Source organism: Enterococcus sp. AZ120 (assembly GCF_050546165.1).
In the GTDB taxonomy this organism is placed as follows: Bacteria; Bacillota; Bacilli; order Lactobacillales; family Enterococcaceae; genus Enterococcus; species Enterococcus faecalis.
The window spans coordinates 2,413,179-2,428,013 of the sequence record NZ_CP172950.1; the positions used below are offsets into that span (position 1 = coordinate 2,413,179).

Sequence of the window (14,835 nt, forward strand, 5' to 3'; positions counted from 1 at the left end):
TTCTTTGATTTACATTGCTAGCGATTCATAATTGGCTAACAAGATGCCGCGTTCTTCAATCGCTTCTTTGACTTCTTGGGACGTTAATATTTCCACTTCACGAATGCGAGGCATACAATACCCTGATTGCTTTTGTAAAATAGTATCGATAAACGCAGGATGACAATTGATTTCAAAGACCTCTCCTTCACTACAAACAACCATATCAAGCAATTGCAAGATGGTTTCAGTTGAAATCGCCTTGTCATAAAATTGGTACAACATTTCATCTGGCGTGCGAACATCCTGATATAACTCTAAATAGTCTTTTGTTTCAATACTTCTTGAAGCGTTACGTAAAGGTAATTGATATTTGCGAGCAAGTGCCAAAGCCACACCTAATAACTTTTCATTTTTTCCATGAACGTTATGATGAGAATCAATATGATCAGGGTGTCTACCACTTTTCATAAATGAAATAATTTGAGCATCCCATTCGTTATAAACCTCTTCTAAATTGACTTTTTCTTCAAAAATCGATTGATGCCAAAAATAACCAGCTTCATCTACTAAGGAAGGAACCATTTCTCGAGGTAAAATAGGTTTTGCTTGGTTCAATGTCAATGTTAAATGGACACCGATAGCTAAAGTCGGTGCACTGATTCGAGCACTCTCCATGGCCTCTAAAAAATAAGGAGAAGTTGGTAATGCAGTTGTTGAAGTAACCACGCCACGTTTGTGTGCTTCAATGATTCCTTGCGTTACCGCTGGCGTGTAACCAAAATCATCAGCGTTGATAATTAATTTTTTATTGCTCATTTTTCCCCACTCTCTCTTCTGTTTCATGAATTTTTAGTTGTTTCTCTAATTGATTGTAGCTAAGTAGCGCCTTTTTTTATAGCTAGTTTTCTGATTGAGTGCTATAATCTACAAATAAGACCATGTCCCTAAAAAAGGACATTACGTTCACAAATGACAGGAGGGATCAGCATGCTGTTTTTAACCTATGATCCACAATTAAATCCAACAGAATTAGAGATTTACAAGTATATTAGCCACAATATTGAAAAAGTTCCTTATATGACAATTCGAGAATTAGCAGATGAAATTCATTTCAGTAAAACGGCAATCTGGCGTTTTTGTCAAAAATTCGAGTGTGAAGGCTATACAGATTTTAAATTTAAATTGAAGAATTATCTAAGCGAACGAAAAAAAACAGCCCAACCAAAATCTTTAGATGAAACAATGCTGATTCATTTTTTACAACGCTCATCAGAAGAATTATTAGAAGGACGGATTGTTCAAGCTGCGGAATTGCTGGCAAAAAAAGAATTTGTTCTTTTTATTGGCGAAGGAACGTCCAAAGTCCTAGCTGAATTTGGTGAAATTTATTTTTCCAGTATCTACAATTTATCTGCTTCTGTATCCCACCTTTTTTCCCATCCCGTTAGCAAATTATCCGAAGAAACGGCTAAAAAAGTGGGTGTTATCGCCTTATCAGTTTCGGGTGAAACACAAAAAGTTCGGCAAAATATTGATTATTTTATCGAAATGGGGATTGATGTAATTGCTATTACAAATAGTGAAAAAAGCACGATTGCTCAACTTTCAACAGTCACGATCCCCTACTATATAACAACCGAGAAAAGTTCCATTGCAGACGTAACGTCCCAACTACCTGCACTATTCTTAATAGAAAAGTTGGCGAAAACTGTTTCAACGATGTTAAATGAGTGTCCATAATCACTGCAAAAAAAGGAAGGAACTAGCCATTCATTTTGCTAGTTCCTTCCTTTTTAATTCTTCTATACTTATTTATACTGACACGTTTCTAAATGATCATTCACCAATCCCGCCGCCTGTAAAAAGGAATAGACTGTCGTGGCACCTAAAAATTTAAATCCTCGTTTTTTTAACGCTCGACTAATCTGTTGCGATAATTCCGTGGAGGCTGGAACCTCTTCTGGGTGCTGCCAGTGATTAACGATTGGTTGCTGATCGACAAAGTTCCAGAGGTAGCGATCAAAGGACCCAAATTCTGCCTGAACTTCTTGAAAAACTTGCGCATTCGTGATGGTCGCTTGAATTTTTAAACGATGACGAATCACACCAGGATTTGCTAGTAAAGCTAAAATTTTTTTCTCATCATATTGCGCAATTTTCCGATAATCAAACGCATCATAAGCTGCTCTGAGCGTTTCTCGTTTATTCAAAATAATCGCCCAGCTTAAGCCTGCTTGCATACTTTCCAAGGTCAATAACTCAAATAACTGTTGCTCTTCATGAACTGGACGTCCCCATTCATCATCATGATAGGCTTGCATCTCTTCAGTTGTATCCGTTACCCAAGTACATCGCTCCATTGTCCTGCCTCCTTTTATTTGCTAAAAAAGATGCGAACAAAGGGTACTGCCTGTTGTTCCACACCTTTTCTTATTCCTAATAAAATGCCCAGAAGTTTAACGCTTCATTCATCACTTCTTCGGCTGTAAATGTCCGTTTTGAATGGCCCTTTTCTTCTGAATCGTTTGGATCATTAATCCAGAAATCGCCTTTTTCATCCACACCACTCATCACCATAATGTGACCAGTTGTAGTGAAATAGCCCGGTTTTACAGAAATAATGACTGGATGACCTTCCTTCAAGAAAGCTGCCACTGTTTCAATATCCCCAATTTCTTGACAGTTATAGCCTTTCATTTCAGCATATGCACTAAAAATAGACCACGCCGTCCCTTGTCCTTCCATAAAGAAGTCATTTTTTGCCCAAGCTAACACATCTAGAGGAGTAACTTCTTGGTGATCCATGTATGAACCAACCATTGCAAGCGACACAATCGCACAGCCATTAATTTCGATTGTATTCGGCTTATCTACATTGCCAAATCCGTATGCGGTGTCTTTCCATTTAGCATCTGTCTGCAATTCTAACGGCAAATCCAGATGTCCATTATATTGCTTCTTTTCAATTTCTTGATTGACCTGTTGTCCATAGCTTAAAGGTTTGACTTTTTTCTCAATTTTAACTGGTGCTGGTTCTTTTGTTTTACTTGATTCAGCACTAGCTTTGACATATGAATCATCAAACCAACTTGAAAACCCACCTGATTTCATCGGCGAAAACTGCGCTAACAACCCGCCAAAGCCAAACGATACCAACAACACCGTGAGAACTTTTTTTTGGTAACCTGATGGTTTTTTTGACATACTATTCATCCTTTTCTATCTATTGACTACATCCGATAATCTTATGTATTTCTTATATGCTCACACATTATACTACTTTCTTTTTCGAAAAACAGAAACGTTGGTAAATTCTCATAATTATTGAAGGCGAACATATTTTCTTGAATTTTATCACAAAATTAGGTAAAATACAGGTAATTAGTCATTTGAGTTTTATTCTATTTTATTCGTAAAGGAGGCAGAAGAATGGATCAACATAAAGCTACCATCAAGAGCATTTCTAAACTGATTACGCTCTCTTCCCAACATTTCTTTTCGGCATTTTTAGAAGATTCTCAAGATCAAAAGAATAAAGAAAAGGAACGCAGTGCGCTTTTACAAGAGCTCCAAGTCGCTGCCGCCCAAAAATCCTTAGTGGTCTTACAATTGAAAGAAGTCCCTACAGCGCATAAATTCGAAACGGTGATCGGCTGGATTGTCTCAAAAAATATTTCGGACAATATCGTCGTTCGTTTACAAACGGATGAACAACAGTTGCGCATGATTCCTGTTGCTTCTGTCATGAAAGTCAGCACGTTAGCTAATCGTCACCAACGTCAAATTCACTAGAATATTGAAGTCTTTATAAAATAAATGGAAACCACCAACCCTGGCGATTGCAGGTTGGTGGTTTCTTTTATTTATGACTTTAGTCAAAATCCCATGAAACTTCTGACTTAGGACTCAACTTATTTCTTAGGAACAAATAATTGCGGTGCTACTTTTGCCAATAAGCCTAGAACTAGACTTACATATAAACAATTGACGACGGTACTTGTACCGTTTAGAACAAAGGAATAGAGATATGGGCTCATTCCTTCTGGTGCATACATGCCCCAAACCAATACACCCGCCCAAAAATGCCAAAACCAGCGGGCGAAGACTGCGACAACACTTCCTAAAATAATCGTACGAATGGCTGATTTTAAACGATTCGCTTGAAAATACAGTTGAATTTTTCTAGCGAATACGCCACCCATTCCTCCAAACGCAAAAGCAAAGGGATATTCAAAAATAATCTGCGGAACGGACAAGAAATTTTTCATGGCTGTACCGAGAATAATATTTAACATGCCCCAAACAAAGCCTGCTGCAACTCCAGGAAGCAACCCACGACGAAACGAATAAAGAACTAATGGGACCATTCCCAACGATAGGTCCAAGCCACTATTGGCAAATTCAATCGGTAAAAAAGAGAGGGCCATTGCCATTGCTGCGACGACTGTTCCTTCTACCCAAATACGTAAATCCATTTTTCTAGCCAAACAAATTTCCTCCTATGTTCTGACGCTCTCAACCACTAATACATCGTTATTTTACCATAGGGACTTTAGAAAAACACGTTTGTCGAACAAGCAAAAAAATAGCTGATCAGCATTTAAGGGAATCAACTCCTACTCAAACGCATGCCAGCTACTTTTTATCCATTAATCGTCCCGCTCAGTTGTCAAAATTTTACCAGAATGAGCATCGATTTTTACCTCTATTTTTTGTTGGCCCTCTTTCACTTTCACTTCCCAATAGGTGATTCCTAATTCTTTCTCTAACTTCCAATCTGTTGCCTGGCCGACTTTCGCTGCTTTTTCAGCCAAGGTTGTGGCTTGTTCTCTGGAAATGATATTTGTTAAATCAAGTGCCTCTTCTTGCATTTTAACGCCATTTTGTTCATCGGCATCCAAGGTTTCGACTTTTTCTTTTGTGAATTCGCCTGTTTCTGCGTTCACTTCAACTTGATATTCTTTTTGCTGATCCACGCCTTCTATTTCATAAAAATAACGTCCAAAATCTGTATCTAACTGCAGACTTGTTATTTTAGCTTCTGGATATTTTTTCTCAAATGCTGTCGTTACTTTTTCTAAAGAGACAGCTACCGCACTTGTCTTCTCTGATGTCGTCGTTGCTTCTTGTTGTACGGATGAACTTGTTTCAGTAGTTGATATTACTGTTTCTTTTTGTTCATTTGTTGATGAAACAGCTGTGGGTGTTTTGGATGTACAGCCAGCTACCAAAAAGAGTGCCAAGCCAGTCATAGAGCCATAGAGTATTTTTTTCATTAAACAACCTTCTTTCCTTTTTATCATTTTATTATACTTGATTTCTCATCCAAATCATAGCTACAAAAAAAAGCCCTACTTTAGTTGATAAAGTTAGAGCTCTCTCAGCCTTCATGGGCCAACATAAAAATTTCACCGAAATCATTCTCTTGTTCAATGTGCCAAATGCGTTTTTCACTATTATAGACAAGCGTTGCCAAAATTTCTTCTTTTTGGTAAGAGGTATTTTTCATCTTGCTAAGTGAATCTTCCACCAAGTAAATAGGAATCCGATATTCTTCTTTATCCACTTCCGTTTGTTGGAAGCAAAAAATAACACCTTCTTGCAAGATACCTTTCATATTTTTAAGTAATTCAGGACTTAATTTTTCGACAGGCGTATTTCGTTTAAAGAAGGCCTTTTTCTGGTTCACTTTCTCTAAAACAACACGTGTAATTTTATCAGCAAAGATTCGATAAAATTCATCAATATAACGATAATAGACACGCGTCATCTGATCTGCAAATTCAAAAAAGACAAAATCATTTTGTAGCTTATAAAAGAAAGGCGAATGCAAACTATTCTTCATGTGTCCAAAATAAAGAAGTTCCGAAATTTCTAATGGCGTTAGCTCTTTTAGCATCGTCACATCGGAAAAGTCAATCCATTTAATTTCTTCAGTCATCCAACGACGTTGTAGCGATTGAAAATAGCGATTGACGCTTTCTTCTCCGCGAATAATTTTCAAGCCTGAATGCATATCGTATTCGCCAGCTTCGGCAGAAGGATCTAATAATAGTAAGTTCTGTGGATGATGCACAATTGAACGAACAAAATCGGAATGGGTAATTCCTTTAGATAAAACCGCGTTGCTGGTTACATCTATATGTACATAAATTAAATCAAGCAAATTCCCATCTCCCCTCTACTAGCCTCCTTACCATTTTACAATATTTTCAAAAGAAAAGCTTGTTTCTTTTACTTTAAAATTCCATTACAAAATGAGGATTTTTTTGAAAAATCAATCGATTCAGTTGTTTTTTATTAAATTAAGGTCCGGCCAGCTTACCTATTCCCCAAAGAAAATAAATAGGTTTTTCAAATAAATTGTGGTAAACTTGATACATTAAAAGGAGGGAGAATATGCGCCCAAAAGAGAAAAAAAGAGGAAAAAATTGGTTAATCAACAGCTTATTAGTTTTACTATTTATCATTGGCTTGGCCTTAATTTTTAACAATCAGATACGCAGTTGGGTGGTTCAACAAAATAGCCGCTCGTACGCCGTTAGCAAGTTGAAACCAGCTGATGTGAAGAAAAATATGGCTCGTGAAACAACGTTTGACTTTGATTCAGTTGAGTCCTTGAGCACAGAAGCGGTGATGAAAGCCCAATTTGAAAACAAAAACTTACCTGTGATTGGTGCCATTGCGATACCAAGTGTCGAAATTAATTTGCCCATTTTTAAAGGATTGTCAAATGTCGCTTTATTAACTGGTGCCGGGACCATGAAAGAAGATCAAGTCATGGGGAAAAACAATTATGCCTTGGCTAGTCATCGAACGGAAGATGGCGTTTCCTTATTTTCACCTTTAGAAAGAACCAAAAAAGACGAACTCATTTATATCACTGATTTATCTACTGTTTATACATACAAAATAACTTCTGTAGAAAAAATCGAACCAACCCGTGTTGAGTTAATTGATGACGTTCCTGGTCAAAATATGATTACCTTAATTACCTGTGGCGATTTACAAGCAACGACGCGAATTGCTGTTCAAGGAACATTAGCAGCAACGACGCCTATTAAAGACGCCAACGACGATATGTTGAAGGCTTTCCAATTGGAGCAAAAAACCTTAGCCGATTGGGTGGCTTAATAAAAAAATCCTTGAAAAGTGTCAAAACTTTTCAAGGATTTTTTGCTTTATTTCATCGCTTGGCGTTCTTGCTGTTTCAAACGAGCAAAACCATAACGAATACCTGCAAATAATAAAACTAACGGAGATAAGAAAACAGAGATCATTAACCATTCACTTGTATACATACTACTAAAAGATAAATGATACGTGACAGCATACACTAGCGGCAGACTCATTATCAACAATAAATAATACAAACTCAATTCAAAAACATAGGATAAATAACTACTGTTCATCTTACTTCCCTCCTGTCTCTTTTTCCCTGAACAATTTGTTAACACTATTGTACCAAGGGGAAACAGAAAGTACTATCGGACTATAGTCCTAATCTTTCAGCTGTGCTTTTATTTTTTTCAACCATTCTGAGGTACCTGCTTCCACTAAGCGGTAAGTTTCCTCAAAATCACCAGTATAATAAGGATCAGGTACGTCCATGGTTTCTTTACCAGCCACAACTTCCATAAATAAATGAATCCGCCGTTGCTCTTCTTGAGGAGCTAATGCTTTTAAATCTGCCACATTATTCGCATCCATCCCAATGATATAGTCATATTTTTTAAAATCACTTGGCTGGATTTGTGTTGCCCGCATTCCTTGATAGGAAATTCCTTGTTGTTCCAAAATTTTTCTGGTTCCCTTATGTGGCTGACTGCCAACTTCCCAGTGGCTAGTAGCTGCTGAAAACACTTGAATAGTCGATTCTAAACCGGCTTGTTGGACTTTCTGACGAAAAATCGCTTCTGCCATTGGCGAGCGACAAATATTGCCCAAACAAACAAATAACACAGTTACCACAACGTTTCACTCCTTCATAAAACTTTTTATCCTTCACACATTACTCATTGGCTTCTTGTTCATACAAATGATAAGCCATAAATTCTGTATCTTTCGCTAAACGGAATAATTGCGTCGCCATTTCCAAAGGAGTCTGAGGATATTCCTCAAGAATCCATTTCGTTAAGACGCCGCTACATCCATAGGAAAAGAAATTCGCATAAAATTGTTTGTCTTTATCTGTTAAATGGTTCTCAACATCGACTTGTTCAAATAATGAAATAAATAAGCGATTGGTCGAAGCGGAAAAAACATTAAGAAGAACTTCTGAATCTGAGGTCACCGTTGTATAGTAGAAATGGCTCTTCTCTTTAATCGCTTTTAATAACTTCAGGGCTTGTTCCTCCCAGTTTTCCAAACAAATATCTGTTTCTAAGTAAATCAATGCATCGTGACGATAAATCCAACGTAATAAATCATATTTATCTGTAAAGTGATAATAAAATGTTTGGCGATTCAAGCCCACTTTTTTGGTAATATCTTGGACACTTATTTTACGAAAATCCTTTTGTTCACATAATTCTATTAAAGCTGAAGCGATTGCTTGTTTTGTATCGTGCGTTCCGCTCATGCTGATTCCTCCGCTCCTAATATGTATATACCTCTATAATTGCAAAAAAACGGCCAGATTACAATATTTTCAGATACATTTTATGCATATATTTAAAATTAAATGAATAAAAAAAGCGGCAACTAACGATTTTTGTTAGTTACCACTCCTTGTTATCAATTATTAATAGATGACTATTTAGCCTGGAAAACGCCATACAACAGCGCGGAATCCAGCTGGTGGTGCTGGTGACCAGTTAGAGTTAGAAGAAACATAACCAGATCCTCCTGGGTTGTTTGCTTCAACGATTTGGACACTTCCACCACTTACACCTGTAACTAAGACAGTATGCACGCCACCAATCCAGCTATCTGGACTATAGGCACTTTCATATTGAACAACATCGCCTGGTTGCACGTTACTCCAGCTAACTTGTGTTGCGCCAGAAGCAACATAGCCACTGTTTGGACCACCATAACCGAAGTTAATACCGCCTGCCGCTAACCAGCGACGAACAGATACTAAACATTCACCTGGTTGATTCCAACCTGTTGCATAAGAATTACCAACATCTGCTAAAGCTGCATTAATTGCGGCTTGTTTTCCTGAAGTCACGCCACCATTCCCTGGTTTTGCTTCATTACCTTTTTCAGGAGTCGTTGGGTTAGTTACAGGAACTTCTTTTTCTTTTTCAGGTGCTGCTGCAGGTGTTGTTACAACACTTTCTGTTTCAGTACTTGAAGTTGTTGTTTCTTGCGTTGTGGTACTTTCAGTAGTTGTTGATGATTCTACTACTGGTGTTGCGGCTTTTTCTTCAGCGGCTGATGCTGCTGCCTCATTGGCTGCTTTTGTTGCTTGCGCTTGCTCTGCTGCCGCTTTTTGTGCTGCGGCTTGTGCTTGCGCTGCCGCTTGTTCTTCTGCTTTTTTAGCAGCTGCACGTTGGCGTGCTTGTTCTTCTGCTAAACGTTTTTCCGCTTCTTTTTTCTGTTTAATGAAGCCGTCTTTTTTCCCTTGTTCTTCAGAACGTTGTGCTTCTAAATCATTTTTAGCCACTTCTTGTTGAATCTTCAATGTTTTTAATGATTCTGTTTTGTCATTTAATTCTTTTGTTGCTGCTTCTAATTCAGCAATTTGTTTTTCAACATTCTTTGTTTTCTTTTCAACAGTCGCTTTGTCTTCTTTTTGTTGTTCTAGTAATTCATTGTTGGCGCTCATCATTGTTGAGACCGCTTGAACGCGACCAATTGCATCTGCTACTGAATCTGCATCTAAGACAGCATCAATAATTGAATCACTTTGACCATTCACTTGGACATCGCGTGCTTGTTTTGTCATTTGTACTTCACGTTTTTGAATACGGACATTCAAATCAGAAATTTCACTATATAATTTAGATACTTCTGATGATAGCTTGTTCTTTTTAGCTGTTAATGTATCGATTTGTTTGGCCGTTTCAACCATATCATTTTCAATCGCGGCAACTTTTGCTTCTGCATCTGACATTTGGCTAGTTAACGCATTAATTTTTTGATCTTGTTGTTGAATCTTTGTATCGTATTCATCTGCAAATGCTGCGGATGGCAACGCTACGCTTGTTAATGTAATGGAACATACCATTAGAGCCGATAATACACTTTTCTTCAATCTGTTGTCCTCCGAAAATCCTTTTTTGTTAAGCTTTTTTATTATTTATTAAAATTTGAATAAATTTCTCTTTTTCAACGATAGAGCAATTGTAGCACAGCTGTATGTCACTGAGATAATATGGATGTTACAGTAATATTTCAATTTTCTTCTTGTAAATGACAAAAAAAAGCTTCACTTTTTTCACAACTTTCTTCAAGGCTCCAGGGTAATCTTCTCATTGTTTTGTTATTTAAAGAAAATAAAAAAAGCGAAAAATGCTAACAAATGAGCATTTTTCGCAAACGAACAAAATTTTCAATTTTTATTTTACGGAAAACAGTTTTTTCAGTGGATAAGATAAAATAACATACCACACCATGTTCAATAGCAATGTAGGGCCCAACACACGTGTAATAAATAAAATTGGGTTGACATCTGCTAAATGAAAGGCCACTTGAATCAGTACCGCAATCAGTTCATACAACGTGGTAAAAATAACGATCCCAAAAAAACCAGTTAGTAAATTTGTTTGAATTACTTCTTTAAATGTATACATCAACATAACCGAAAGCGTCAGTGCAACTGTATAAATCCCGATAATGCCAATGTAGTAGCTATCGCAAATAAAGCCTAAAATTAACGAAGTAATTAATAAATAACGTTTAGAAAAATTAGGAACGGCAAACATAAACGCAAGTAATAGCAGATGAGAACTGGCGAAGTAAACATTACTTGTCCACGTTTCAAAAGACTTTGTTAAATGAGCATCAATTAACATTAAGAAAAACAAGAGAATAGGTGTGACGTATTTTAAATACTCTTTCCGAATCATTCGCTTTCCCCTGCCGATCTTTTCACGACCGTCACAACAGAGATACCATAGACATCCGCATAAGGTTTCACATACACTTCACGATCTAAACCAAAACTATCTGGTTTCACTTTAATAACTGTCCCTACCGCTAAATCGGCTGGGGAATTACCACCTAAGCCAGAAGTCTGAACGACATCTCCTTCTTTCAGAGTGGCATCGCCAGTTAATTGTGACACAATTAATGCATTCGTCTTATTGTCGTAATTTTTAAGTAAACCAAATGATTCGCCATTTGCGGAAGTTACTCGCACAGGGAAATGGTTCGAGTTAACATTTTTAGACGTTAGTAGTTCCACTTTTGCAGTCGTTGCATTGACTTCAATAACACGCCCCACTAACCCTTTTTGCGCCATGACCGCCATGCCCGCTTCAATGCCGTCATTGGTTCCTTTATCGATAATTAATAAGTCTTGCCAAGTATCAGGCGAACGCGTAATGACATTCGCAGTTACTTTTTCATAGTTGGCCAACGTTTCGTTCAGATTCAATTCTTGTTTTAAACTATCAATTTCACGTTTATAGTTATTGTTTTGGACAGCTAATTCATTATAGCTATCAATTTTTTCTTTTAGACGTTCGTTTTCTTTAAACGTGTTAATTAAATTGCCCATTGAAGACAAGCCGTTTTCCACCACACGAGCTGGAAAAGAAATCACACGATCCACCATACTAACGCTATTATTGACGCCACCTTGAACGACATTGGTTTTGCCTTTTTCAGAACGTTGCGCAGCAGTTAAACTAATAATGGTTACTAAAATAATGACTAAAATTAAGGTAATGATTATATTTTTATTTGGATTAAATTTTTTCACAAAGACACCCCAGATATTCTTCAGACTGATAGTATTAATTTTACCACTAATTGACTATAAACAAAAGAGTTGGCGATCGTCTTTAGCTTTTTTTATCATTTCTTTTTTAGGGCTTGTTTTCAACGAAAAAACCAACGAAAAGAAAGGAAGCTTCCTTGGTTTTCGTTGGTTTAAAAAGAAATTATTTTTCTTTGTTTTCTTCGTTTAATAATGCTTTTCTTGACACGTTGACACGGCCTTGTTTGTCAATTTCAGTTACTTTGACAAGGACTTCGTCGCCTAATTTCACGACATCTTCAACGTTGTTCACACGTTCGTTTGCTAATTGAGAAATATGGATCAAGCCATCTTTGCCTTTAATTAGGTTAACAAACGCACCAAATTTTTCAATGCGGACAACTTTTGCTAAGTAAACTTGACCGACTTCAACTTCTTTGGTTAATTCTTCAATAATCTTGATGGCTTTTTTAATCATTTCAGCATCTGATGAAGCAATACTTACGTTACCGTCTTGATCGATATCAATCTTAACGCCAGTTTCATCAATGATGCTGTTGATTGTTTCGCCACCTTTACCAATGACATCTTTAATTTTCGCTGGTTTAATTTGAATCATTTCAATTTTCGGTGCATATTGACTTAATTCTTCACGAGGAGCAGCAATCGTTGTTGTTAATTCTTCTAGAATTTCCATCCGTGCTTTCTTCGCTTGGTCTAATGCTTCCGTTAAAATTTGTTCTGTAATTCCTTGGATTTTGATGTCCATTTGTAAAGCAGTGATTCCGTCTTTCGTTCCTGCTACTTTAAAGTCCATATCGCCAAGGTGGTCTTCTAAACCTTGAATATCTGTTAAGATTGTATAATTTTCGCCATCACTAACAAGACCCATTGCAATACCTGCAACTGGCGCTTTAATTGGCACACCCGCATCCATTAATGCTAATGTTCCCGCGCAAATACTTGCTTGTGAAGAAGAACCATTTGATTCTAACACTTCTGCTACTAAGCGGATTGTGTAAGGGAAGTCTTCTTCTGATGGAATAATTTGTGCTAAGGCACGTTCACCTAACGCACCGTGACCGATTTCACGACGACCTGGTGAGCCCGCGCGTCCTGTTGAACCAACAGAGAATTGCGGGAAGTTATAATGATGGATGAAACGTTTGCTATCTTGGACACCCAACCCATCGATAATTTGATGTTCCCCTAAAGGCGCTAATGTACAAACGGACAAAGCTTGTGTTTGACCCCGAGTAAATAAGCCAGAACCATGCACACGTGGTAAAATACTTACTTCTGATGATAAATGACGAATTTCGTCTAATTTACGGCCATCCGGGCGAATCTTATCGATCGTAATTAACTCACGTACGACATCTTTTTCAAGATCTTCCGCAATTTGTTTCACTTCTTTTAGTAATTGCGCTTCTTCTTCGTGTTCCGCAAATTTTTCAGCGTAAACTTCTTTGACTGTATCTTTTACTTTGTCAATTTCAACTTCACGTGCTAATTTTTCTTCCGTCATTACGGCTGTTTTCATTGTATTGTAGTATGCATCAAAAATTTCTTTTTTAAGATCAGCGTCCACTTGTAATAAGTCCACGTCCATTTTTGGTTTACCTACAGCGGCAACAATTTCTTCTTGGAACGCCACTAGTTCTTTAATGGCATCAAAACCGAAAAGTAAGGCACCTAACATATCTTCTTCTGATACTTCTTTGGCACCACTTTCAACCATGTTGATGGCTTCTTTTGTTCCAGCAACAGTTAATTCAATATCTGTTTGTTCCGCTTGTTCTACCGTTGGATTTAAAACATATTCGCCATTAATACGGCCAACGTCAACACCAGCAATTGGTCCATCAAACGGAATATCTGAAATTGCTAACGCTAAGGAAGACCCAAACATTGCAGCCATTTCTGGTGTACAGTCTTGCTCCACACTCATAACGATGTTCGTAATTTGGACTTCGTTACGGAAGCCTTCTGAGAACATTGGACGAATAGGACGGTCGATTAAACGAGCGGTTAATGTCGCACGTTCACTTGGACGACCTTCACGTTTAATGAAGCCGCCAGGAATTTTTCCTACCGCATACATTTTTTCTTCATAGTTTACAGTTAATGGGAAAAAGTCTACATCTTTTGCTTCTTTAGAGGCAACAGCAGCACTTAAAACGACCGTATCGCCGTAACGTACTAAGACAGCTCCATTGGCTTGTTTGGCTAATTGGCCGATTTCTACTTCTAGTGGGCGGCCGCCCCAAGTTGTTTTAAAGACTTGTTTTTCTGTCATAATTCTTCTCCTTTACTCTTGCTCTTTGGAAAAGTCAGACGGCTACTAAACAAATGAAAAAGTAACAAGTCGTTGCTGCTCTTTCATTTGGTTAGTAGTTCCTAAAAACTTTCCAAAGAGGACCTTCAATAGTGACAATAAGATAAAAAGCGAGATTCTGATTGAACCTCGCTTTATACGTAATGATTAACGACGTAATCCTAAACGTTGGATCAATTCGCGGTAACGTTGGATGTCAGTTTTACGTAAGTAAGCTAACAAGTTACGACGGTGACCGATTTTTTTCATTAAACCACGGTAAGAATGGTGATCTTTTTTGTGTGTACGCGCATGTTCGTTCAATTGGTTAATGTCTTCAGTTAAGACAGCAATTTGTACTTCTGGAGAACCAGTATCTCCTTCATGACGTGCGTATTCTTTAATGATTTCGTTTTTTCTTTCTTGTGAAATTGCCATTTGTTCCACCTCTTTCTCTATTATTCGTCTGATCACTGAGTGAAGCGTTGGTGATTCGCTAAACCAAGTGATAGATGGTGTGTTTCCACACAAGCTTACTTTACAGGAAACACCGCTAAAATGCAAGCTTAATCTCTATTATTCGATAGTTTTTTTAAACAATCTAGCCCCTTTTTTGGTGATTTTGTGATACACTAAATGGTGGTAAACAACTGATTATTTCAGC

17 protein-coding genes are annotated in these 14,835 nt (G+C 37.5%); 3 read left to right on the plus strand and 14 right to left on the minus strand.

Annotated elements, in window-relative coordinates; genetic code table 11:
• Window positions 1–9: 9 nt before the first annotated feature.
• A complete protein-coding gene (locus IGJ46_RS11530; RefSeq protein WP_002410627.1) occupies window positions 10–825 on the minus strand; it encodes a carbohydrate deacetylase in 816 nt (271 codons plus the stop codon).
• Window positions 826–969: 144 nt separating this feature from the next.
• Between IGJ46_RS11530 and IGJ46_RS11535 the strand changes: the two genes are divergently transcribed.
• On the plus strand, window positions 970–1,722 hold the full coding sequence (locus IGJ46_RS11535) for a MurR/RpiR family transcriptional regulator (RefSeq protein WP_002365331.1): 753 nt from the start codon (window positions 970–972) through the stop codon (window positions 1,720–1,722).
• Between the two features lie 68 nt (window positions 1,723–1,790).
• On the opposite strand, the gene IGJ46_RS11540 is transcribed toward IGJ46_RS11535, so the two are convergent.
• Together IGJ46_RS11540 and IGJ46_RS11545 are read right to left on the minus strand one after the other, a co-directional pair.
• Window positions 1,791–2,342, minus strand: coding sequence for a DNA-3-methyladenine glycosylase I (locus tag IGJ46_RS11540; protein ID WP_218391291.1), 552 nt, complete (start codon window positions 2,340–2,342; stop codon window positions 1,791–1,793).
• A gap of 76 nt (window positions 2,343–2,418) precedes the next feature.
• Complete coding sequence (locus IGJ46_RS11545; protein WP_002355000.1) at window positions 2,419–3,195, minus strand: peptidase C39 family protein; 777 nt, start codon at window positions 3,193–3,195, stop codon at window positions 2,419–2,421.
• 216 nt (window positions 3,196–3,411) lie between these two features.
• On the opposite strand from IGJ46_RS11545, the gene IGJ46_RS11550 reads away from it, so the two are divergent.
• Window positions 3,412–3,774, plus strand: a complete 363-nt coding sequence (locus tag IGJ46_RS11550) for a hypothetical protein (RefSeq protein ID WP_002354999.1) — start codon at window positions 3,412–3,414, stop codon at window positions 3,772–3,774.
• Window positions 3,775–3,893: 119 nt separating this feature from the next.
• Here the strand turns inward: IGJ46_RS11550 and thiT are convergent, their stop codons facing one another.
• From thiT to IGJ46_RS11565, 3 genes are all read right to left on the minus strand, one after another.
• Window positions 3,894–4,469: an energy-coupled thiamine transporter ThiT gene (thiT, locus tag IGJ46_RS11555; protein WP_002354998.1), complete on the minus strand. Its 576-nt coding sequence runs from the start codon at window positions 4,467–4,469 to the stop codon at window positions 3,894–3,896.
• Window positions 4,470–4,631: 162 nt separating this feature from the next.
• Window positions 4,632–5,285 carry a PepSY domain-containing protein gene (locus IGJ46_RS11560; protein WP_025191775.1) on the minus strand — a complete coding sequence of 218 codons (654 nt, stop codon included), beginning with the start codon at window positions 5,283–5,285 and terminating at the stop codon, window positions 4,632–4,634.
• A 77-nt stretch (window positions 5,286–5,362) separates the two neighbouring features.
• A complete protein-coding gene (locus IGJ46_RS11565; RefSeq protein ID WP_002354996.1) occupies window positions 5,363–6,148 on the minus strand; it encodes a hypothetical protein in 786 nt (261 codons plus the stop codon).
• A 233-nt stretch (window positions 6,149–6,381) separates the two neighbouring features.
• On the opposite strand from IGJ46_RS11565, the gene IGJ46_RS11570 reads away from it, so the two are divergent.
• The gene (locus IGJ46_RS11570) at window positions 6,382–7,116 is read left to right on the plus strand and encodes a class A sortase (RefSeq protein ID WP_002354994.1); all 735 of its coding nucleotides are present in this window, start codon (window positions 6,382–6,384) and stop codon (window positions 7,114–7,116) included.
• A 47-nt stretch (window positions 7,117–7,163) separates the two neighbouring features.
• Here IGJ46_RS11570 and IGJ46_RS11575 read toward each other — a convergent pair whose 3' ends face one another.
• The 8 genes from IGJ46_RS11575 to rpsO form a co-directional block, all read right to left on the minus strand.
• Window positions 7,164–7,394, minus strand: a complete 231-nt coding sequence (locus tag IGJ46_RS11575; protein WP_002383277.1) for a hypothetical protein — start codon at window positions 7,392–7,394, stop codon at window positions 7,164–7,166.
• Window positions 7,395–7,482: 88 nt separating this feature from the next.
• A complete protein-coding gene (locus IGJ46_RS11580; RefSeq protein ID WP_002378799.1) occupies window positions 7,483–7,953 on the minus strand; it encodes a low molecular weight protein-tyrosine-phosphatase in 471 nt (156 codons plus the stop codon).
• A gap of 40 nt (window positions 7,954–7,993) precedes the next feature.
• On the minus strand, window positions 7,994–8,563 hold the full coding sequence (locus IGJ46_RS11585; RefSeq protein WP_002354991.1) for a TetR/AcrR family transcriptional regulator: 570 nt from the start codon (window positions 8,561–8,563) through the stop codon (window positions 7,994–7,996).
• A 177-nt stretch (window positions 8,564–8,740) separates the two neighbouring features.
• Complete coding sequence (locus tag IGJ46_RS11590; protein WP_002386276.1) at window positions 8,741–10,159, minus strand: CHAP domain-containing protein; 1,419 nt, start codon at window positions 10,157–10,159, stop codon at window positions 8,741–8,743.
• 331 nt (window positions 10,160–10,490) lie between these two features.
• Window positions 10,491–11,000 carry a rod shape-determining protein MreD gene (gene mreD, locus IGJ46_RS11595; protein WP_218391292.1) on the minus strand — a complete coding sequence of 170 codons (510 nt, stop codon included), beginning with the start codon at window positions 10,998–11,000 and terminating at the stop codon, window positions 10,491–10,493.
• Entirely contained in the window at window positions 10,997–11,857 is an 861-nt protein-coding gene (gene mreC / locus IGJ46_RS11600; RefSeq protein ID WP_002383273.1) for a rod shape-determining protein MreC, read from the minus strand. The genes mreD and mreC overlap by 4 nt, the downstream gene beginning before the upstream one ends.
• 181 nt (window positions 11,858–12,038) lie before the next feature.
• Window positions 12,039–14,153, minus strand: coding sequence for a polyribonucleotide nucleotidyltransferase (gene pnp / locus IGJ46_RS11605; protein ID WP_002354984.1), 2,115 nt, complete (start codon window positions 14,151–14,153; stop codon window positions 12,039–12,041).
• A 186-nt stretch (window positions 14,154–14,339) separates the two neighbouring features.
• Entirely contained in the window at window positions 14,340–14,609 is a 270-nt protein-coding gene (gene rpsO / locus IGJ46_RS11610) for a 30S ribosomal protein S15 (protein WP_002354983.1), read from the minus strand.
• Between the last annotated feature and the right edge of the window lie 226 nt (window positions 14,610–14,835).

What these genes read in the sequence shown, in the direction of transcription:
- IGJ46_RS11530 (WP_002410627.1), bottom strand. Translation starts at nt 825, where the DNA reads ATGAAACAGAAGAGAGAGTGGGGAAAAATGAGCAATAAAAAATTAATT.
- IGJ46_RS11535 (WP_002365331.1), top strand. Translation starts at nt 970, where the DNA reads ATGCTGTTTTTAACCTATGATCCACAATTAAATCCAACAGAATTAGAG.
- IGJ46_RS11540 (WP_218391291.1), bottom strand. Translation starts at nt 2,342, where the DNA reads ATGGAGCGATGTACTTGGGTAACGGATACAACTGAAGAGATGCAAGCC.
- IGJ46_RS11545 (WP_002355000.1), bottom strand. Translation starts at nt 3,195, where the DNA reads ATGAATAGTATGTCAAAAAAACCATCAGGTTACCAAAAAAAAGTTCTC.
- IGJ46_RS11550 (WP_002354999.1), top strand. Translation starts at nt 3,412, where the DNA reads ATGGATCAACATAAAGCTACCATCAAGAGCATTTCTAAACTGATTACG.
- IGJ46_RS11560 (WP_025191775.1), bottom strand. Translation starts at nt 5,285, where the DNA reads ATGATAAAAAGGAAAGAAGGTTGTTTAATGAAAAAAATACTCTATGGC.
- IGJ46_RS11570 (WP_002354994.1), top strand. Translation starts at nt 6,382, where the DNA reads ATGCGCCCAAAAGAGAAAAAAAGAGGAAAAAATTGGTTAATCAACAGC.
- IGJ46_RS11575 (WP_002383277.1), bottom strand. Translation starts at nt 7,394, where the DNA reads ATGAACAGTAGTTATTTATCCTATGTTTTTGAATTGAGTTTGTATTAT.
- IGJ46_RS11585 (WP_002354991.1), bottom strand. Translation starts at nt 8,563, where the DNA reads ATGAGCGGAACGCACGATACAAAACAAGCAATCGCTTCAGCTTTAATA.
- IGJ46_RS11590 (WP_002386276.1), bottom strand. Translation starts at nt 10,159, where the DNA reads ATGGTATGTTCCATTACATTAACAAGCGTAGCGTTGCCATCCGCAGCA.
- mreD (WP_218391292.1), bottom strand. Translation starts at nt 11,000, where the DNA reads ATGATTCGGAAAGAGTATTTAAAATACGTCACACCTATTCTCTTGTTT.
- pnp (WP_002354984.1), bottom strand. Translation starts at nt 14,153, where the DNA reads ATGACAGAAAAACAAGTCTTTAAAACAACTTGGGGCGGCCGCCCACTA.
- rpsO (WP_002354983.1), bottom strand. Translation starts at nt 14,609, where the DNA reads ATGGCAATTTCACAAGAAAGAAAAAACGAAATCATTAAAGAATACGCA.